We start from the raw sequence: 23,153 nt of genomic DNA, 5'->3' as shown, positions 1-23,153 counted from the left end.
GTGACGTTGGAGGCGTTTCCGCTCAACGCGTCGGGCAAGTTGGATCGTAAGGCGTTGCCCGCGCCGGTTTTCGAGGTCAAGACCTTCCGCGCCCCCTCGACCCCGATCGAGGAGATCGTCGCCCAGATCTTCGGCGAAGTTCTCGGGATCAGCCGTATCGGCGTCGATGACGATTTCTTCGATCTCGGTGGCAACTCGCTGATCGCCACCCAGGTGGCGTCCCGGCTCGGCATCGCGCTCGACACCAGGGTGCCGGTGCGGATGCTCTTCGACGCCTCCACCGTCGCCGCGCTCGCCGCCCGCGTGGAATCGCGCGCCGGTGACGGTGCGCGCAAGGCGCTGGCGGCGCGTGAGCGACCCGAGGACGTCCCGCTGTCGCTGGCACAGCAGCGGATGTGGTTCCTGAACCGGTTCGACACCGAGTCGGCGGTGAACAACATCCCCGTCGCCATCCGGCTCTCCGGTGAACTGGATGTCGCCGCCCTGCAGGTCGCCGTGATCGACGTGATCGATCGGCACGAGTCCTTGCGCACCGTCTTCCCGGAGACCGCGACAGGACCGGTGCAGGTCGTGCTGGACGCGGCGCAGATCGTGCCCGACCTGACGCCGTACCGGGTCACCGAGGCGACCCTGTTCGAGCATCTGATCAACCTGGCCTCCATGGCCTTCGACGTCACCAGCGAAGTGCCACTGCACGCCAGGCTCTTCGAGATCAGCGAGACCGAGTACGTGCTCGGCATGGTGATGCACCACATCTCCGCCGACGGCTGGTCCATGGGACCGTTGGCTCGTGACGTGATGGTCGCCTACGCGGCCCGCACCCTGTGGGAGCCGCCCGCGTGGACCGCGCTGCCCGTGCAGTACGCGGATTACTCGCTGTGGCAGCGCGAGGTCCTGGGCTCCGAAGAGGACCCGCAGTCGCTGATCTCCAACCAGATCGCCTACTGGACACGCGAACTCGCCGATCTCCCGGACGAACTGGTGCTGCCGTCGGATCGGCCGCGCCCCGCCGTGGCGACCTATCGCGGCGGCACCTACTCCTTCGTCATCTCGGGCGAGACCCAGCACGCCCTCGTCGAATTGGGCCGCGGCTACAACGCCTCGCCGTTCATGGTGATGCACAGCGCCCTCGCGGTGCTGCTGGCCCGGCTGTCCGGCAGCGACGATATCGCCATCGGCACGCCCGTCGCCGGTCGCGGTGAGGCCGCGCTCGACGATCTGATCGGCATGTTCGTCAACACGCTCGTGCTGCGCACCGATATCGACGGCACCGCGAGTTTCGCGGATCTGCTCGCCACCGCGCGCGAGAAGGATCTGCACGCGTTCGCCAACGCGGATGTGCCGTTCGAGCGCCTGGTCGAGGTGCTGAATCCGGCGCGTTCGCAGGCGCGCCATCCCCTGTTCCAGGTGATGCTGGCCTTCCAGAACACCAAACAGGCCAATCTGGAATTGCCCGGCCTGTCCATCAACGGCATCGATTACGACGCGGGCCTCGCCAAATTCGATCTGCAGCTGACCTTGCAGGAAGTCCAGGACGAGAACGGCGAGCCGAGCGGCATGTCGGCCGAATTCTCTTACGCGCTCGACCTTTTCGACGAGTCAACGGTCGCGGACTTCGCCCGTCGTCTCGACCGCATCCTGGCCGCGATCATCGCCGACCCGAATGTGCCGGTCGGCGATATCGACCTGCTCGATGCGCACGAGACCGAACTGGCGTTGCGTGGTTGGAATTCGACTGTGTGTGAGTTGGGTTCGGTGGGCACTGTGGTGGCGGAGTTCGTGCGTCAGGAGTTGGTGACGCCGGATGCGGTGGCGGTGGTGGATCCGGGGTCGGGTCTGGTGTTGACGTATGCGGAGTTCGGTGCGCGTGTGCATCGTTTGGCTCGGTTTTTGGTCGAGGTGGGTGTGGGTCCGGAGTCGTTGGTGGCTTTGGGTGTGCGTCGTTCGGTGGATTTGGTTGTTGCGGTGTATGCGGTGTTGGAGGCTGGTGGTGGTTATGTGCCGCTGGATTTGGATCAGCCTGTGGAGCGTGTGGGGTATGTGTTGGAGTCGGCGGCTCCGGTGTGTGTGTTGACTACTGCGCGTGATGGTTTCGATGGTGCGGGTATCGACACGCTTGTGATGGATGAGTTGGATTTGTCGGGTTATTCGGATGTGGCGTTGACCGATGTGGAGCGGATTGTGCCGTTGCGTCCGCAGCATCCGGCGTATGTGATTTTCACGTCGGGTTCGACGGGTCGTCCGAAGGGTGTGGCGTTGCCGCATTCGGCGGTGGTGAATCAGATTCGCTGGATCACGGGTGAATACGGTGTCGGTGTCGATGATGTGGTGTTGTTCAAGACTCCGGCGACGTTCGATGTGTCGGTGTGGGAGTTGTTCGGTGCGTTGTCGACTGGTGGTCGGATTGTGGTGGCGTCGCCGGATGGTCATCGTGATCCGTTGTATTTGGCGGAGGTGATCGGGTCCGAGCGGGTGACGATGACTTCGTTCGTGCCGTCGATGTTGACTGTTTTCGCGGGCAGTGTTGATGCCGCGGGTGTCGGTGGTGAGGTTTTGTCGTCGTTGCGGGCTCTGTTGGTCGCTGGTGAGGCGTTCACTGGTGATGCGGTGAAGGCGATTCGTCGGGTGAGTTCGGCGCGGTTGTACAATTTGTATGGTCCGACGGAGTTCGCTGTGCACGCGACGCATGCGTTGGTGGCCGAGGATGTGTCGGGTGCGGTGCCGATCGGTCTTCCGGTGTGGAATGCGCAGGCGTTCGTGTTGGATTCGCGGTTGCATCCGGTTCCGGTGGGTGTGGCGGGTGAGTTGTATCTCGCGGGTGATCAGTTGGCGCGGGGTTATTACGGTCGGGCTGATCTGACGTCGGATCGTTTCGTGGCTAATCCGTTCGGTGTGGCGGGTGCGCGGATGTATCGCACGGGTGATCTGGTGACTCGTGTGGTGGATGGTTCGATCGTGTATTTGGGTCGGACGGATTTCCAGGTGAAGTTGCGTGGTCTTCGTATCGAGTTGGGTGAGATCGAGGCGGCGTTGACGGCGCATGGCGGGGTCGCGCAGGCGGTGGCGTTGGTTCGTTCGGACGCGCATACCGGCGATCAGCTCGTCGCGTATGTGGTTGCCGCCGCTGATGCCGCGTTGGATCTGGACGAGTTGCGCTCGGATCTGGGTGCGGTCCTGCCTTCGTACATGGTTCCCGCGGCGATCGTGGTGCTGGACGCGATGCCGCTCAACCCGAACGGCAAATTGGATCGTCGGGCATTGCCCGAGCCTGTTTTCGAGGCCAGGGAGTTCCGTGCGCCGTCGACGCCGATCGAGGAGATCGTCGCTGATACTTTCGCCGAGGTGCTCGGTTTGGCGGGCGAGCGTCCGGTGGGCTTGGACGATGATTTCTTCGACCTGGGTGGTAACTCACTGATCGCCACCCAGGTGGTCGCGCGGCTCAGTGTCGCGCTCGACACCAGGGTCCCGGTGCGGCTGCTGTTCGAAGCGCCGACCGTCGCGGCACTGGCGGCGCGTATGGAGGTCCACGCCGGTACCGGTGGACGCGCGGCGCTGACCGCGCGCAGCCGCCCCGAACACCCGCCGCTGTCGCTGGCGCAGCAGCGCATGTGGTTCCTCAACCGCTTCGACGCCGATTCGGCCGCGAGCAATATCCCGGTCGCGGTCCGCCTGCACGGACATCTCGATGTGGACGCGCTGCGCGGCGCGGTCGCCGATGTCCTGGCAAGGCACGAATCGCTGCGGACCGTCTACCCCTCCCACGACGGCACCGCCTATCAGCAGGTGCTGCCGATGTCGCGGGCGACTCCGCAGTTCGACATCGTCGCGGTGACCGAGGATGAAATCCCCGGCGCGCTCTACGAATTCGTGATTCCCGGCTTCGACGTCACCGCCGAGGCACCGCTGCGGCTGCGCGTGTTCCAGGTCGAGGGCAATAACGGCAAGCGCTGGCGCGACACCACGCAGGACTATGTGCTCGCCGTGGTCGTCCACCACATCGCGGCGGACGGTTTCTCCATGCGACCGCTGGTGCGTGACCTGATGTCGGCCTATATCGCGCGCCGCTCGGATGCCGCGCCGAGCTGGTCACCGCTGGCGGTGCAGTACATCGATTACGCGATGTGGCAGCGCGAAACCCTCGGCAGCGAGGATGATCCGGCGTCGCTGATCTCCGGGCAGCTGAACTACTGGCGCGACACACTCGCCGGGCTGCCGGAGGAGTTGCGGCTCTCGCAGCGTCCGCGCCCCGGGGTCGCCACCTATCAGGCCGGCACCCACCGATTCCGGGTGCCGGGCGAACTCGTCGACGACTTGAACCGCGTCGCCCACGCCAACGGCGCCACGCTGTTCATGGTGGTGCACGGAGCTTTCGCCGCGCTGCTCGCGCGGCTGTCAGGCACCGATGACATCGCGGTCGGCATCCCGGCCGCCGGTCGCGGTGAACAGGGCCTCGACGATCTGGTCGGCATGTTCGTCAACACCCTGGTGCTGCGGGCGCACGTCGATCCGGCGATCTCCTTCCGCGATCTGCTCGCCCAGGTGCGCGAACGGGATCTGCAGGCATTCGCCCACACCGATGTGCCGTTCGAGCGTCTGGTCGAGGTACTGAACCCGGCGCGGTCGCAGGCGCGCCATCCGCTGTTCCAGGTGATGCTGTCGTTCCAGAACCTGGGTCGGACCAGCCTGGAACTGCCGGGACTGCGGGTGTCGGAGCTGGAAATCGACCAGCCCACAGCGAAATTCGACCTGCAACTGACTCTCGGTGAGGTGCCGGGCGCGCAGGTCCGAGAATTCGGCGCGGCTCCCATGGACGCCGAACTCGTCTACGCCACCGACCTTTTCGACGGCGCGTTCGCCGATTCCTTCGCCGAGCGGTTCCTGCGGGTGCTGCGCGGGATCGCCGCCGACCCGGCCGCGATCGTCGGCGATATCGAACTGCTCGACGCCGACGAGCGCGCACTGGTACTCGAGCGGTGGAACGACACCGAATTCGCGGTGGGCGCCGCGCTGACCTCGCCGGTCGGCGACGCCGCCGCGACCCTGGTGGCGATGTTCGAGGCGCAGGCCGCCAGGACGCCGGACGCGACCGCGCTCACCTTCGAGGGGACGAGTCTGTCCTACGCCGAGTTCGCGAGCCGGGTGCACCGGTTGGCGCGCTGGCTCAAACAAGCCGGCGTCGGCCCGGAATCCTATGTCGGCCTCGGCATGCGGCGTTCGCTGGATCTGCTCGTCGGCGTCTACGCCATCCACGCCGCCGGCGGCGCTTACGTGCCGCTCGACCCCGACCATCCGGCCGAGCGCACCGAGCACATCCTGCGCACCGCGGGACCGGTCTGCGTGCTGACCTCCGGTGACGATCTGGAAAGCACCCTGTCGCGCCAGGTGCGGATCGATCGACTCGATCTGTCCGGATTCTCCGACGAGCCGCTGACCGACGCGGATCGGCATCGTCCGCTGCGCCCGCAGAACACCGCCTACGTCATCTTCACCTCCGGTTCCACCGGACGGCCGAAGGGTGTGGCGGTTTCGCACGAGGCGATCGTCAACCGCATGGTGTGGATGCACGCCCAGTTCGGGCTGTCCGCAGAGGATGTCGGCCTGCAGAAGACGCCGGCCACCTTCGACGTGTCGGTGCCGGAGTTCTTCTGGCCGTTGCAGATCGGCGCGAGACTCGTCATCGCGAAGCCCGACGGGCATCGCGATCCGGCATATCTGGCCGAGCTGATCCAGCGCGAGCAGATCACCGCCGCGCATTTCGTGCCGTCGATGCTCTCGATCTTCGTCACCGAGGACGCCGCCGCCGAATGCCGCTCGCTGCGGTACGTGTTCTGCTCCGGTGAGGCGCTGCCCCCCGGCGTCGCGCAGCGGATGCGGGAATTGACCGGTGCCCGCGTGCAGAACATGTACGGGCCGACCGAGACCATCGTCGAGATCACCTACCACGAGGTCACCGACGCCGACACCGTGTCGATTCCGATCGGCGCGCCGGTGTTCAACACCCAGATGCTCGTGCTGGACTCGCGACTGCACCCGGTGCCGGTCGGGGTTCCCGGCGAGCTGTACCTGGCGGGCGCGCAGCTCGCGCACGGTTATGTCGGCCGCCCCGACCTGACCTCGGACCGGTTCATCGCCAACCCGTTCGCGGTGGACGGCGAACGCGCCTACCGCACCGGCGATCTGGTCGTCTGGACCGCGGACGGTGAGCTGGAATACCTGGGCCGCACCGACTTCCAGGTGAAGTTGCGCGGTATGCGGATCGAACTGGGCGAGATCGAAACCGCGCTCACCGCGCAGGATTCGGTGGCGCAGGCGGTCGTGCTCGTGCGCACTGACGAACGCACCGGCGATCAGCTGGTCGCCTACCTCGTCGCGAATCCGGATCGGGCCATCGATATCGAATCGGTGAAGGCCGTACTCGGTCAGCGCCTGCCCGGCTATATGGTGCCGACGGCGTTCATGGTGCTCGACGACTTCCCGGTCACCCCCTCGGGCAAGCTGGATCGCCGCGCGCTGCCCGAACCGGTTTTCGCCGCCCGCGAATTCCGCGCCCCCGCGACCCCGGTGCAGCAGATCGTGGCGAGCACCTTCGCGGAGGTACTCGACGCGGGCCGGATCGGCCTCGACGACGATTTCTTCGAACTCGGCGGCAACTCGCTGGTCGCGACCCAGGTGGCGGCCCGTCTCGGCGCGGCGTTGGACACCGACGTGCCGGTCCGGCTGCTGTTCGAGGCCTCCACCGTCGAGGCGATCGCCGCGCGGGTGGAATCGGCCGCGGGCCAGGGTGGCCGCGTCCCGCTGACGCCGCGTCCGCGTCCCGAGGCGACCCGCCTGGCATCGGGTGAGATGGCCCAGCTGGTGCCCCTGTCGCTCGCCCAGCAGCGCATGTGGTTCCTCAACCGCTTCGACAACCGCACCGCGGTCAACAACATCCCGGTCGCCATCCGGCTCACCGGCGTTCTCGACGTGGCCGCGTTGAACGCCGCCATCGGCGACGTGCTCGCCCGCCACGAGGCGCTGCGCACGGTGTATCCCGAGGTCGATGGCGCCGGTTACCAGCGTGTCCTGCACACCGACGAGGTGCGCTTCGAACTCGCGGCCGAGCCGGTGAGCTCCACCGCGCTGTCCGCGCGCATCGTCGAACTGGCAGGCGCGCATTTCGACGTGACCGCCGAGATCCCCTTCCGGGCCGGTCTGCTCAGGCTCGACGAGCGCAGTCACGTGGTGGTGCTCGTCATGCATCACATCAGCGGTGACGGTTTCTCGCTGCGGCCGCTGCTGCGCGATGTGGTGCTCGCCTACACCGAACGCGCGCGCGGCGAGATCCCCGCGTGGTCGCCGCTCGAGGTGCAGTACGCCGATTACACGCTCTGGCAGAACGAGGTGCTCGGCTCCGAGGACGATCCGGAATCGGTTGCCGCCGCGCAACTTTCGTACTGGGCCGAGCAACTGCGTGATCTGCCCGATCAGATCGAGCTGCCCGCCGACCGGCCGCGTCCAGAGATCGCCTCCAATAGCGGTGGCCTGCACAACTTCTCGGTCGACGCGCAGTTGCACCGTGCGCTCACCGACCTGGCGCGCGCCCGCGGCGCGACGCTGTTCATGGTGGTGCACGCGGCGCTCGCGACGTGGGCGGCCCGGCTGTCCCACAGCACCGATATCGCGATCGGCACCCCGATCGCCGGTCGTGGTGAACGCGCGCTCGATGATCTCGTCGGCATGTTCGTCAACACGCTGGTGTTGCGCAACGAGGTCGATCTCGGCGCGACATTCGGTGATCTGCTCGAACAGGTCCGCCGCACCGATCTGGCCGCCTTCGCGCACGCCGACGTGCCCTTCGAACGGCTCGTCGATGTGCTGCGGCCGACGCGGTCGCAGGCGCACCACCCGCTGTTCCAGGTGGCGCTGACCTTCGAGGCGGCCTCGGCCGCCGACGCTGGCACCGTCGCGCTGCCCGGCCTGAATCTGGACGTCGTCGAATTCGACGCTGGCACATCGAAATTCGACGTGCAGCTGACCGTGGGTGAAACCGCCGACGGCGCGCTGTCACTGTCGTGGAACTACGCCACCGAACTGTTCGATCCGCAGACGATCGCCTCTTTCGCCGATCGTCTCGTGCGCATCCTGCGCGCGGTCGCCGAGGATCCGGCGGTCGTTGTCGGCGATATCGACCTGCTCGGCGAGGCCGAACGTCTCGACCTCTCGCAGCGGTGGGTCTCCTCCGGCGTCGATACCGTCACCGGGCGGTTCGCCGATCCCGAACTCACCCTGGTTTCGCTGTTCGACCAGGCGGTCGCCGCGTATCCGCAGCGCACCGCCGCGAAATTCGGCGCGGATTCGCTGACCTACGAGGATCTGGACCGTCGCGCCAATGTACTGGCGCGCAGGCTGATCGATGACGGCGCCGGGCCGGAATCGCTGGTCGCGGTCATCCTGCCGCGTTCGCTGGATCTGGTCGTCGCGCTGCTGGCCGTGGTCAAGACCGGTGCGGGTTACGTCCCGGTCGACCCGACCTATCCGGCCGATCGCATCGCCTTCGTCCTGTCGGATTCGCGTCCGACCAGCGTCATCCTCGATTCGTCGGTCGAGGTCGCCGTCCCCGCCGGCCTGCCGGCCGTGGTGCTGGACGGATTCGCCGTCGAGACCGGCGATATCGTCGACGCCGACGACGCGCCCATCACCGACGCCGAGCGCAAGGCGCCGCTGAACCCGGATCACGTGGCCTACGTCATCTACACCTCCGGTTCCACCGGCCGTCCCAAGGGCGTCGCCGTCGCGCATCGGAATGCGGTGCGGCTGTTCGCCAATACCGATCGCGAGTTCGGTTTCGGACCCGACGACGTGTGGACGCTGTTCCACTCCTACGCCTTCGACTTCTCGGTATGGGAACTGTGGGGTCCGCTGCTGTTCGGCGGCGCGGTGATCGTCGTGGACTACTACACCTCGCGTTCGCCCGAGCAATTCCTCGAACTGCTGCGCGACGAGCGCGTCACCGTGCTCAACCAGACGCCGTCGGCCTTCTACCAGCTGGCCGAAGCCGATCGCAACGCCGCCTCCGGCGCGGCCCCGCTCTCGCTGCGCTACGTGGTGTTCGGCGGCGAGGCGCTGGAACTGCGCCGGTTGTCGAACTGGATCGCCAGGCACGGCGACGGCGTCACCGGTTCATCGGCCGGTTCCGCACCGCTGCTGGTCAATATGTACGGCATCACCGAGACCACGGTGCACGTGTCCTATCGCGCGTTGGACGCCGCCACCGTCGAGGCCGCCTCGGGCAGTATCGTCGGGCGCGCTATCGCGGGGCTTCAGGTCTTCGTGCTCGACGACCGCCTGCGTCCTGTTCCCGTCGGCGTCGCGGGCGAAATGTATGTCGCGGGGCCGCAATTGGCGCGCGGCTACCTCGGCAGGCCCGATCTCACCGCGGCCCGTTTCGTGGCGAATCCGCTCGGCGGCGCGCAGGACGCGGGTTCGCGGCTGTACCGCTCCGGCGACCTGGCGCGCTGGAACCGGTTCGGCGAACTCGAATACCTCGGTCGCGCCGACGACCAGGTCAAGGTCCGCGGATTCCGCATCGAACTCGGTGAGATCGAATCCGCTGTACTCGCCCAGCCGGGGATCGCCCAGGCGGCGGTCATCGTGCGCGAAGACCAGCCGGGCGATCAGCGCATCGTGGCGTACGTGGTGTCCGAGCCGGAGGTGATCCCGGATCTGGACGTGGTGCGCGAGGGCGCGGCCGAGCGGCTGCCGTCCTACATGGTGCCCACCGCGCTGGTGCGGCTGGAATGGATTCCGCTGACCGTCAACGGAAAGCTGGATCGCAAGGCGCTGCCCGCGCCCGCGGTGCAGGCGCGTGCCTTCCGATCCCCGGTCACGCCGGTGCAGGAGACGGTCGCCGCGGTCTTCGCCGAGCTGCTCGACCTGCCGAGGGTCGGCGTCGATGACGACTTCTTCGATCTCGGGGGCAATTCGCTCATCGCCACCAGGGTGGTATCGCGGATCGGGGCCGCGCTCGGGACGTCGATCCCGGTGCGCGCGCTGTTCGAGGCGAGCACCGTGGAAGCGCTCGCCGCGCGGGTGGAATCGCAGACCGACGGTGACGCCCGAGCCCGCCTCGTCGCACGGCCGCGCTCGGCCGACGAAGTGGTGCCGCTGTCCTACGCGCAGCAGCGCATGTGGTTCCTCAACAAATACGACACCTCCTCGGCCGCCTACAACCTGCCGCTGGCCATCCGGCTTTCCGGCGCACTCGATATCGAGGCGCTGCGGCTGGCGGTCGCGGATGTGGTGCGCAGGCACGAGTCGTTGCGCACCAGGTATCCGGAACACGGCGGCACGCCGGTCCAGGTCATCGTCCCGGCCGAGGACATCGCACTGGATCTGCGTCCCGTCGCGGTGGACCCGGCCGAATCGATGGCCGTCGTCACCGAATTCGCCGCCGCCGGATTCGATGTGGCCGAACAGGTTCCGCTGCGGGCCCGGCTCTACGCCCTCGGGCCCGACGAACATGTGCTCGTCGTGGTCGTACACCACATCGCCGGTGACGGTTTCTCCATGGGGCCGCTGTCGCGCGACGTGATGACCGCCTACACCGCCCGCAGCCAGGGCAGTGATCCCGGCTGGGCGCCGCTCGCGGTGCAGTACGCCGATTTCGCGATCTGGCAGCGCGATGTGCTCGGCGCGGAGAACGATCCGGCCTCGCTGCTCGCCCGCCAGGTCGAGTACTGGCGGCGTGCGCTCGACGGAATTCCGGACGAGCTGACCTTGCCCGCCGACCGTCAGCGTCCGCCGGTGGCCTCACTGCGCGGCGCGACCCTGCGCTCGGAATTGCCCGCCGAACTCGTCGCGGCGCTGGAAACCGTTGCGCGGCAACGGGGTGCGTCGCTGTTCATGGTGATGCACAGCGCGCTGGCCGTCCTGCTCGCGCGGCTGTCCGGCACCGACGACATCGCGGTCGGCTCGCCGATCGCGGGCCGCGGCGAACAGGCGCTCGACGATCTCGTCGGCATGTTCGTCAACACCCTGGTGTTGCGTACCGGTATCCGCCCGGCCGAGACGTTCGCCGAGTTGGTGGACCGGGTCCGCAAGACCGACCTCGACGCCTACGGCAACGCCGACGTGCCCTTCGAGCGACTGGTCGAACTACTCACCCCCGAGCGCTCGCAATCGCGTAACCCACTGTTCCAGGTGGCCCTCGCCTTCCAGAACCTCGACAACACCACGCTGGAGTTGCCCGGTCTGCGTGTTTCGGCACTGGAACTGGACGACACCGTCGCCCGTTTCGACCTGCAGTTCACCCTGTCGGAGCGGATCGGCCCCGACGCGAACCCGGCCGGAATGGATCTCGCGCTCACCTACGCGACGGATCTGTTCGACGAATCGACCGCGGCCGAATTCGTGGTGCGCTTGCGGCGCGTACTCGAATCCGTCGCCGCCGACCCGTCGGTGGCCGTCGGCGCGATCGAACTGCTCGACGTCGATGAGCGGGCCGATCTCGTTGCCCGCACCGGTGCGCCCGCGGTGCCCCCGCGCACGCTGCCGGAACTGCTGACGAGCGCGGCGGCGCGCGATCCGAGGGCGCCCGCGGTGGTGTTCCGCGGCGAGACGCTGTCCTACGGGGAGTTGGACGAACGCTCGAACCGCCTGGCCCGCTTGCTGATCGCCGAAGGCATCGGCACAGAGGATCTGGTCGCGGTCGGTGTGCCGCGCTCGGCGGATTCGGTGTTCGTCGCGCTGTCGGTCGCCAAGACCGGCGCCGCTTTCGTTCCGGTCGACCCGACCTACCCGGCCGATCGCATCGCCCACATGGTGACCGATTCCGGTTCGCCCCTCGGTATCACGGTCGCCGCGACGCGGGCCGACCTGCCGGATTCGGTGCGCTGGCTGGTGCTCGACGATCTGGATCTGGACGCCTTCGACGGCGCTGCGATCACCGACGCGGACCGGGTGCGCCCGCTGCGTCCGGAGAACCCCGCCTACGTCATCTACACCTCCGGCTCCACCGGTGTGCCCAAGGGCGTGGTGGTGTCGCACACCGTGCTCGCCAACTTCGCCACCGCGCAGATCGAGCACTATGGTCTCGACTCCGATTCGCGCGCCATGCATTTCGCGTCGCCGAGTTTCGACGCATCGATTCTGGAACTGCTGCTCGCGCTCGGTCCCGGCGGCGCCCTCGTGGTGGTGCCGACCGGCGTCTACGGCGGCGAGGAGCTGTCGGAGCTGATGCGCGCCGAGCGCGTCACCCACACCTTCATCACCCCCGCCGCGTTGGCGACCTTCGACCCGACCGGCCTGGATTCGCTCCAGGTGCTCGCGGTCGGCGGCGAGGCGTTCGGCCCGGAACTGATCGCGAAATGGGCGGTACCGCTGGCCGACGGCTCGGTGCGGCGGGTCCACAATGTCTACGGCCCGACCGAGACCGCCATGGTGGTCAATATCAGCCAGCCGCTGGTCGCGGGTGATCCGATGCCGATCGGCGGCCCGATCCGCGGTATGCAGTCGCTGGTCCTGGACGACCGGTTGCGTCCGGTGCCGGTCGGTGTCGCGGGCGAGCTCTACATTTCGGGCATCCAGTTGGCACGCGGTTATCACGCGCGCCCCGGGCTGAGTGCCGATCGTTTCGTCGCGAATCCGTTCGTCGCCGGTCAGCGCATGTATCGCACCGGTGACGTGGTCCGCTGGACCCGCGACGGCGCGGTGGAATACGTGGGCCGCTCCGATTTCCAGGTGAAGGTGCGCGGTTTCCGCATCGAACTCGGCGAGATCGACAGCGCCCTCACCGCCGACCCGAACGTGGACTTCGCCACGACCGTCGGCCACAAGAACGCCGCGGGCGCGGTCTCGCTGGTGTCGTATGTCATGGCAGCACCGGGACATTCGATCGATATCGCCGAGCTGACAGCGCAGCTGGAAGAGCGGCTGCCCGCCTATATGGTGCCGTCATCGATCATGGTGCTCGATCACCTGCCGCTCACCCCGGTGGGCAAATTGGACCGCAGGGCCCTGCCGGAGCCGGTGTTCGCGACCGAAGTCGTCTTCCGTGCCCCGCGCACGCCGGTGGAGCACACCATCGCCGAAGTCTTCGCCGAAGTGCTCGGGGTGGAGCGCGTCGGCGTCGACGATTCGTTCTTCGCGCTCGGCGGCGACAGCATCGTCTCCATCCAACTGGTCTCCCGTGCCAAGGCGCGCGGTGTGGTGTTCACTCCGCGCAATGTCTTCGAGCAGCGGACAGTGGCCGGCCTGGCCTCGATCGCCGAGACCGCGGACGCCGCCGAATCCACGGTGGCGGTACTCGCGGAACTGCCAGGTGGCGGCGTCGGTGTCATGCCGCTGACGCCCGTGGTGCGGTTCATGGCGGAGCGGCCCGGATCGTTCGGTCGCTTCAACCAGACCCTCGCGCTCGAGTTGCCGCTCGGCATCGATCGCGCGGGTATCGCCGCGACCGTCGGCGCGGTCATCGACCGCCACGACATGCTGCGGGCCCGCCTGCATCACGACGGTGCGGACTGGGCGGTGGAAACCGCCGCCCCCGGTTCGGTCGATGTGGACGCGCTCATCGAGCGGGTCGAGTACCCGGCGTCGGCCAGCGATGCCGATCTCGTCGAGATCGCCACCGCGGCGTTGAATTCCGCGCTGGACCGGCTCGATCCGGCGTCGGGAACGGTGATCCGCTTCGTCTGGCTCGATCCGACGGACTCCGGCCGGATGGGCCGGTTGATCGTGCTCGCGCACCACCTGGTGGTCGACGGCGTCTCGTGGCGCATTCTCGTCCCGGATTTCGTGACCGCGTGGGGCCGGCTCACCGCCGGCCAGCAGCCCGAACTGGTCGCGCCCGCGACCTCCATGCGGGCATGGGCGCACGCGCTGCGCGATGAGGCCCAGAGCCAAGGGCGCCTGGCCGAACTCGACTACTGGCGCGCGGTGGCCGGCACGCCCGACCCGCTGCTCACCGAACGTCCGATGGATCCCACCGTGGACACCTCGGGCACGATCGAGAAATTGCGGGTGGAGGTGTCGGCCGAGGTCACCAAGGCCCTGCTGACCACCGTGCCCGCGCTGTTCCACGGCGGCGTCAACGACGGCCTGCTCACCGCGCTCGCCCTGGCGACCGCGAAGTGGCGGTCCCTGCGCACCGCCGCCCGTACCGACGATTCGCTGCTGATCCGGCTGGAAGGCCACGGTCGCGAAGAGGACATCGTCCCCGGCGCCGACCTGTCGCGCACCGTCGGCTGGTTCACCGCCATCTTCCCCGTCCGGTTCGACCTGTCCGGCATCGATATCGATGCCGCGCTCACCGGCGGCCCCGCGCTCGGCAAGGCCGTCAAGGCGATCAAGGAACAGTTGCTCGCGGTGCCGGACAAGGGCATCGGCTACGGCCTGCTGCGCTACCTGAATCCCGCGACGGCGGCCGAACTGCCCGAGCGACTGCCGGGACAGGTGAGTTTCAACTACCTCGGCCGCGTCTCCGACAGCGATGTGCCCGAGGCGCTGCGCGGCTTCGGCTGGATTCCGGCACGCGAACTCGGTGCGCTCGCGGGCGCCTACGACGCGGATATGCCCGCGATGGCGCCACTCGACATCAACGCGATCGTGGTGGGCGACAAGCTGACCGCCAATATCGGCTACCCGTCGACCCTGCTGGACGCGACGGCGGTGCGCGAATTCGGCGAACTGTGGACCTCGGCGCTGGAAGCGGTGGCGCGGCATGCGAATTCGGCCGACGCAGGCGGCCACACCCCGGCCGATTTCCCGCTGGTCGCCACGACACAGCGCGATATCGACGGCTGGGAGCGGCGGTACCCGACACTGGCCGATGTATGGCCGCTCTCGGCCCTGCAGGCCGGTCTGCGGTTCCACGCTCGCCTCGCCGCGACATCGGTCGACGTCTACACCGCCCAGGCGGTGCTGACCCTCACCGGCCGCGTCGACGCCGCCCGGTTGCGTTCGGCCGCACAGGCATTGGTCGATCGGTACGAGAATCTGCGCACGGCCTTCGTCACCGACAGGCAGGGCAATCCGGTGCAGATCGTGCTCGACAGCGTCCGGGTCGCCTGGGCCGAGCACGACCGCGTCGAATCGGGGGAGTCCGCCGATCTGATCGAGGCCGACCGCATGCGGCGCTTCGATCTGACCGAGCCGCCGCTGATCCGGTTCACGCTGATCCAGGTCGCCGCCGACCGCTGGCAGTTCGCGGTCGCCAATCACCACATCCTGCTCGACGGCTGGTCGATGCCGCTGCTCATGCGGGATCTGCTCGCGCTCTACGCGCTGCACGCCGACGCCACCGCGTTGCCCGCGGTGCGTTCCTACCGGCACTTCCTGGAATGGACGGCGCAGCAGGATCACGCGGCGTCGGTCGCGGCCTGGGCGCGTGCGTTGCGCGGTGTCACCGAGCCGACGCTGCTGGCGCGCCCCGACTCGGGCCGCGAGATCACGACGTTGTCCGGTGAGTACTTCTTCGACATCGATGAGGCGGCAACGACGCGACTCACCGAAGTGGCGAGTTCGCTCGGCGTCACCCCGAATACGGTGTTGCAGGTCGCCTGGGGCATTCTGGTCGGCCGCATGACCGGACGCGAGGACGTGCTGTTCGGCACCACCGTCTCGGGCCGCCCGGCCCAGCTCGCCGGGGTCGAGGCCATGGTGGGTCTTTTCATCAACACGGTCCCGGTGCGGGTGCGTTTCGATCCCGCCGAATCGGCGCGGCGACTGCTGACCCGTACGCAGGGCGAGCAGGCCGATCTGCTCGATCACCACTATGTCGGCCTGGCTGATATCCAGTCCGCCGCGGGTGTGGCCGGACTGTTCGACACCCTGGTGGTCTTCGAGTCCTACCCGGTGGACGCCGACGGCATTCGCGCGCAGGCCGCCGATATCGACGGGATGGCCGTGGTCGGCCTCGACGCCGCCGATGCCACGCACTACCCGCTGACGCTGATCGCCCAGCTGGATTCGCGATTGCGGATTCGCGCGGGATACCTGCGCGACCTGTTCGACGAGGCGACGGTGCGTCGCATCGCCGACCGCCTGGTGCGGGTGCTCACCGCGATCACCACCGAACCCGAGGTGAATGTCGGCGATATCGAACTCCTCGATGCCGCCGAGCGCGCCCTGGTGACTTCCGGCTGGAACGACACCGAATTCGATATCGCGGCAGCGTTGTCGGAGCGCGAGACTGGCTCCGCGGCCTCCGCGGCTGAGTTGTCGGTGCGCTCCGCAGGCTCCGCGGCTGAGTCGTCGGTGCGCTCCGCAGGCTCCGCGCACACCCTTGTCTCGATGTTCGAGGCGCAGCTGGCCAGGACGCCGGAGGCGACCGCGCTGACCTTCGAGGGGACGAATCTGTCCTACGACGAGTTCGCGGGACGGGTCTATCGCCTGGCGCGCTGGCTCATCGAACGCGGCGTCGGTCCGGAATCGTATGTGGCGCTGGGTATGCGGCGTTCGGTGGATCTGGTGGTCGGCATGTACGCGGTCACCGTCGCGGGCGGCGCGTACGTGCCGCTCGACCCGGACCACCCGGCCGAGCGCACGGAATACATTCTGGCCACCGCCGATCCGGTGTGTGTGCTGACCTCGGGCAGCGATCTCGATATCGACACCGCGCAGGTGCGCATCGATCTGCTCGACCTGTCCGGTCTGTCCGAACATCGGGTGACCGAGGGGGAGCGGCGTGCGCCGCTGCGCCCGGCCGATGCCGCCTACGTCATCTTCACCTCCGGTTCCACCGGACGGCCCAAGGGCGTGGCGGTCTCGCACGCGGCGATCGTCAACCGCCTGGTGTGGATGCAGACCGAGTACGGCCTCACCGAAGCCGACGCGGTGCTGCAGAAGACCCCGGCGACCTTCGACGTCTCGGTGTGGGAATTCTTCTGGCCCTTGCAGATCGGCGCGCGCCTGGTGATCGCGAAGCCGGACGGCCACCGGGACCCGGCCTATCTGGCCGAGATCATCGCGGCCGAACGGGTGACGGTCGCCCATTTCGTGCCGTCCATGCTCGCGGTCTTCGTGGCCGACGCCGCCGCTTCGCGCTGCGGGTCGCTGCGGATGGTCTTCGCCTCCGGTGAGGCGCTGCCGCCCAAACCCGCGCACCGCTTGCGGGAGCTGACCGGCGCGGCCCTGCACAATCTGTACGGCCCGACCGAGGCCGCCGTCGACGTCACCTATCACCGGGTTGTCGCCGCCGACACCGAACTGGTCCCGATCGGCGCGCCGGTGTTCAACACCCAGGTCTACGTGCTGGATTCGCGACTGCGGCCGGCTCCGGTCGGTGTCGCGGGTGAGCTGTACCTCGCGGGCGCCCAGCTCGCGCGCGGCTATGTCGCCAGGCCCGATCTGACCAGCGACCGGTTCGTCGCCAACCCGTTCGGCGCCGCGGGCACGCGGATGTATCGCACCGGCGACCTGGTCGCCTGGAATTCCGTCGGTGAACTGGAATATCTGGGCCGCACCGATTTCCAGGTGAAGTTGCGCGGCCTGCGCATCGAACTCGGGGAGATCGAATCCGCGCTCACCGGACTGGACGAGATCGCCCAGTCGGTGGTGGTGGTCCGCACCGACGCGCACGCGGGCGATCAACTGATCGCCTACGTGGTCGGCACGCCGAATCTGCGCGTCGACACCGAACTCGTGCGCGAGGATCTGAGCAGGCTGCTGCCCGCGTACATGGTGCCCGCCGCGGTCATCGTGCTCGACGAATTCCCGCTCAACGCCTCCGGCAAGCTGGATCGCAAGGCGCTGCCCGCGCCCGTCTTCGAGGTCGCGGTCTTCCGCGCGCCGACGACGCCGGTGGAGGAGATCGTCGCCGATATCTTCGCCGATGTGCTCGGGGCCGAACGCGTCGGACTCGACGACGATTTCTTCGCACTCGGCGGTAACTCACTGAGCGCGACCCAGGTCGCGGCCAGGCTGTCCGCGGCACTGGATACCGAACTCGGGGTCAAGGAACTGTTCGAGGCTTCCTCCGTGGTCGCGCTCGCCGCCAGGGTGGAATCGCGGGCGGGCGCGGGCGCGCGCTCGGCCCTGACCCCGCAGCCGCGCCCCGAACGAGTGCCGCTGTCGCTGGCGCAGCAGCGCATGTGGTTCCTCAACCGCTTCGATCCGGAGTCGACGGTCGACAATATTCCGGCCGCGGTGCGGCTGTCGGGTCTGCTCGATCGACAGGCGTTGCAGATCGCGGTCGCGGACGTGCTGGCCAGGCACGAATCGCTGCGCACCTTCTACCCGGAGATCGACGGCGCTGCCCAGCAGCAGATCGTCGCGACCGGGCAGGTTATCCCGGATCTCGCCCCGGTCGACGTCACCGAAGACGAACTGCCCGTTCGTCTTTCGGAATTCGTGCAGACGGCCTTCGACGTCACCGTCGAGGTGCCGTTCCGGGCCAGGCTGTTCGAGGTGAGTCCAACCGAACATGTGCTCGCGCTGGTGGTGCACCACATCTCCTCCGACGGCTTCTCCATGGGACCGCTCACCCGCGACGTCATGATCGCCTACAGCGCGCGCGTCGAGGGCGGCGAACCGTCCTGGCGTCCGCTCGAGGTGCAGTACGCGGACTTCGCGCTGTGGCAGCGCGCCGTTCTCGGCGCCGAGGACGACCCGGAATCGGTGATCTCCGAACAGATCTCGTTCTGGACCGACGCGCTGCGCGGCTTGCCCGAGCAGTTGGATCTGCCCGCCGATCGGCCGCGTCCCGCGGTCGCGAGCGGTCGCGGCGCCACCCACGCCTTCGATATCGACGCCGCGATCCACGCCGGGCTCGTCGATTTGGCCCGTACTCGCGGGGCCACGCTGTTCATGGTCGCGCACACCGCTCTCGCGGTACTGCTGGCCCGGCTGTCCGGCGAGGACGATATCGCCATCGGCACCCCGGTGGCCGGTCGTGGTGAGCGCGCACTCGACGACCTGATCGGCATGTTCGTCAACACCCTCGTGTTGCGCACTCCGGTCGACGGCGGCACGACGTTCACCGATCTGCTCGGCACGGTGCGCGCCACCGATATCGCCGCGTTCGGGCATTCCGATCTGCCGTTCGAGCGGCTGGTCGAAATCCTCAACCCGGCACGTTCACAGGCGCGTCACCCCCTGTTCCAGGTGATGCTCTCGTTCCAGAACACGGGGCAGACCAGCCTGGAACTGCCGGGACTCACGGTCAGCGGCGTCGACCTGCCGATCGACGTGGCGAAATTCGACCTGCAATTGGTGATGTCGGAGAAGCCGGACGCCGAGGGCATCGTCGCCGAACTCATCTACGCGACAGACCTGTTCGACCAGGCCACGATGGCGGAATTCGGACGCCGGTTCCGGCGGTTGCTGAGCGCGATCGTCGCGGAGCCCGATCGGGCCATCGGCGATATCCCGCTGCTGGACGAGCGGGAGACCTACCGGTCGTTGCGTGGTTGGAATTCGACTGTGTGTGAGTTGGGTTCGGTGGGCACTGTGGTGGCGGAGTTCGTGCGTCAGGAGTTGGTGACGCCGGATGCGGTGGCGGTGGTGGATCCGGGGTCGGGTCTGGTGTTGACGTATGCGGAGTTCGGTGCGCGTGTGCATCGTTTGGCTCGGTTTTTGGTCGAGGTGGGTGTGGGTCCGGAGTCGTTGGTGGCTTTGGGTGTGCGTCGTTCGGTGGATTTGGTTGTTGCGGTGTATGCGGTGTTGGAGGCTGGTGGTGGTTATGTGCCGCTGGATTTGGATCAGCCTGTGGAGCGTGTGGGGTATGTGTTGGAGTCGGCGGCTCCGGTGTGTGTGTTGACTACTGCGCGTGATGGTTTCGATGGTGCGGGTATCGACACGCTTGTGATGGATGAGTTGGATTTGTCGGGTTATTCGGATGTGGCGTTGACCGATGTGGAGCGGATTGTGCCGTTGCGTCCGCAGCATCCGGCGTATGTGATTTTCACGTCGGGTTCGACGGGTCGTCCGAAGGGTGTGGCGTTGCCGCATTCGGCGGTGGTGAATCAGATTCGCTGGATCACGGGTGAATACGGTGTCGGTGTCGATGATGTGGTGTTGTTCAAGACTCCGGCGACGTTCGATGTGTCGGTGTGGGAGTTGTTCGGTGCGTTGTCGACTGGTGGTCGGATTGTGGTGGCGTCGCCGGATGGTCATCGTGATCCGTTGTATTTGGCGGAGGTGATCGGGTCCGAGCGGGTGACGATGACTTCGTTCGTGCCGTCGATGTTGACTGTTTTCGCGGGCAGTGTTGATGCCGCGGGTGTCGGTGGTGAGGTTTTGTCGTCGTTGCGGGCTCTGTTGGTCGCTGGTGAGGCGTTCACTGGTGATGCGGTGAAGGCGATTCGTCGGGTGAGTTCGGCGCGGTTGTACAATTTGTATGGTCCGACGGAGTTCGCTGTGCACGCGACGCATGCGTTGGTGGCCGAGGATGTGTCGGGTGCGGTGCCGATCGGTCTTCCGGTGTGGAATGCGCAGGCGTTCGTGTTGGATTCGCGGTTGCATCCGGTTCCGGTGGGTGTGGCGGGTGAGTTGTATCTCGCGGGTGATCAGTTGGCGCGGGGTTATTACGGTCGGGCTGATCTGACGTCGGATCGTTTCGTGGCTAATCCGTTCGGTGTGGCGGGTGCGCGGATGTATCGCACGGGTGATCTGGTGACTCGTGTGGTGGATGGTTCGATCGTGTATTTGGGTCGGACGGATTTCCAGGTGAAGTTGCGTGGTCTTCGTATCGAGTTGGGTGAGATCGAGGCGGCGTTGACGGCGCATGGCGGGGTCGCGCAGGCGGTGGCGTTGGTTCGTTCGGACGCGCATACCGGCGATCAGCTCGTCGCGTATGTGGTTGCCGCCGCTGATGCCGCGTTGGATCTGGACGAGTTGCGCTCGGATCTGGGTGCGGTCCTGCCTTCGTACATGGTTCCCGCGGCGATCGTGGTGCTGGACGCGATGCCGCTCAACCCGAACGGCAAATTGGATCGTCGGGCATTGCCCGAGCCTGTTTTCGAGGCCAGGGAGTTCCGTGCGCCGTCGACGCCGATCGAGGAGATCGTCGCTGATACTTTCGCCGAGGTGCTCGGTTTGGCGGGCGAGCGTCCGGTGGGCTTGGACGATGATTTCTTCGACCTGGGTGGTAACTCACTGATCGCCACCCAGGTGGCGGCCCGCCTCGGCGCGGCCCTCGACACCAGGGTGCCGGTCCGCATGCTGTTCGAAGCGCCGACCGTCGCGGGTCTGGCGACCCGCGTGGAAGCGCACGCGGGCAGCGGACGGCGTCGCGAACTGGCCGCAGGACCGCGTCCTGCCACCATTCCGCTGTCGCTGGCACAGCAGCGCATGTGGTTCCTGAACCGGTTCGACAACAGAACCGCCGTGAACAACATTCCGCTCGCCGTCCGGCTGACCGGAGCGCTCGATGCCGACGCGTTGAGTCAGGCGGTCGCCGACGTGGTGGACAGGCACGAAGTGCTGCGCACCGTGTACCCGGAGACCGCGGAGGGCACCGGCGTCCAGGTGGTGCTGCCCGCGGGACACGAGATGCTCGATCTGACGCCGATTCCGGTGTCGGAGGACGAGATCACCGAGCGCGTCAGCGAACTGGTGCTGACCGGATTCGACGTGACCACCGAAGTGCCCGTGCGCGCACGGCTGTTCCGGATCGCGGCGTCGATGGACGGCTCCAGTCCCGAGACGCACGTACTGGTCTTCGTGGTGCACCACATCTCCGGCGACGGCTGGTCGGTCCGGCCGCTGGCCAGGGATGTGATGGTCGCCTATGCCGCTCGTGCGCGCGGTGAGGCCCCCGGCTGGGCGCCGCTGCCGGTGCAGTACGCCGATTTCGCGCTGTGGCAGCGGGAAACCCTCGGCTCCGAAGAGGATCCGACCTCGCTGATCGGCGAGCAGATCGCGTTCTGGTCGCGGAATCTGGCCGGGTTGCCGGATCAGCTGGACCTGCCGTCGGACCGGTCTCGTCCGGCCGTCGCGTCCAATCGCGGTGACGTGTACGAGTTCGCACTCGACGCGGAACTGGTCCGCGGCCTCGACGACCTCGCCCGCGAACACGGCGCCAGCCTGTTCATGGTCGTGCACGCCGGACTCGCGGCGCTGCTCGCCCGGCTCTCCGGTTCCGACGACATCGCGGTCGGCACCGCGGTGGCAGGACGCGGCGAAGCCGTGCTCGACGACGCGATCGGCATGTTCGTCAACACCCTCGTGCTGCGCAGCGCGGTCGACCCGGCGCAGACCGTCGCCGAATTGCTCGCGCATACCAGGGAAACCGATCTCGCGGCCTTCGGGCATGCCGATCTGCCGTTCGAGCGGCTGGTCGAACTCCTCAACCCGGCGCGGTCACAGGCACGTCATCCCCTGTTCCAGGTGATGCTGTCGTTCCAGAACACCGGGGAGGCCTCGTTCGAGCTGCCCGGCCTGGAGGTCGCCGGTGTTCCGCTCGACGTCGTCACCGCCAAATTCGACCTGCATCTGAACATCTCCGACCGCATCGCGGCGGATGGTTCGGCCGACGGTATGCGCGCCGAATTCGCCTACGCGACCGATATGTTCGACGCGCCGACGGTGGCCCTGTTCGCGCGGCGACTGCTCCGGCTGCTGACCGCGATGGCCGAGCACAGCGATGTCGTGCTCGGCGATATCGACCTGCTCGACGCCGAGGAACGGCGTCAGCTCGTCGCGGGCTGGAACGACACCGCCGCGAGCGTCGACCCCGAGGCCACCCTCGCCTCGATGTATCAGGCGCGGGCCGCGAGGCGGCCGGGCGCGACCGCGCTCACCTTCGAGGGGACGGATCTGTCCTACGGTGAGTTCGATGCCCAGGTGAATCGTCTTGCCCGGCATCTGATCTCGCTCGGCGTCGGCCCGGAGTCGATGGTGGCGCTCGGTATGCGGCGTTCGCTGGAGTTGGTGATCGGCATGTACGCGGTGAGTGTGGCCGGTGGTGCGTATGTGCCGCTGGATCCCGATCATCCGGCCGATCGCACCCGCTACGTTCTCGAGACGGCCGCGCCGATCTGTGTGCTCACCACCGCGCGCGACGATTTCGAATCCGGTGACGTGCGCGCCATCGATATCGAGGCGCTCGACCTGTCGGCGTACTCGGCGGATCCGGTGACCGACGCGGATCGTCGTGCGCCGCTGCGTTCTTCGAATGTCGCGTATGTCATTTTCACTTCGGGTTCTACGGGTAGGCCCAAGGGTGTGGCGGTGTCGCA

At 67.5% G+C, this 23,153-nt stretch carries 1 protein-coding gene; it reads left to right on the top strand.

The features are described 5' to 3' along the window. Positions 1-23,153: non-ribosomal peptide synthase/polyketide synthase (locus ABZS43_RS35460; protein ID WP_355040382.1), on the top strand; the 23,153-nt coding region annotated here is incomplete at both ends.

The organism is Nocardia sp. NPDC005366, from assembly GCF_040606855.1.
GTDB lineage: Bacteria > Actinomycetota > Actinomycetes > Mycobacteriales > Mycobacteriaceae > Nocardia.
Note: the sequence above shows the minus strand (reverse complement) of the source record. Positions and strands in the feature narration are given on the sequence as shown.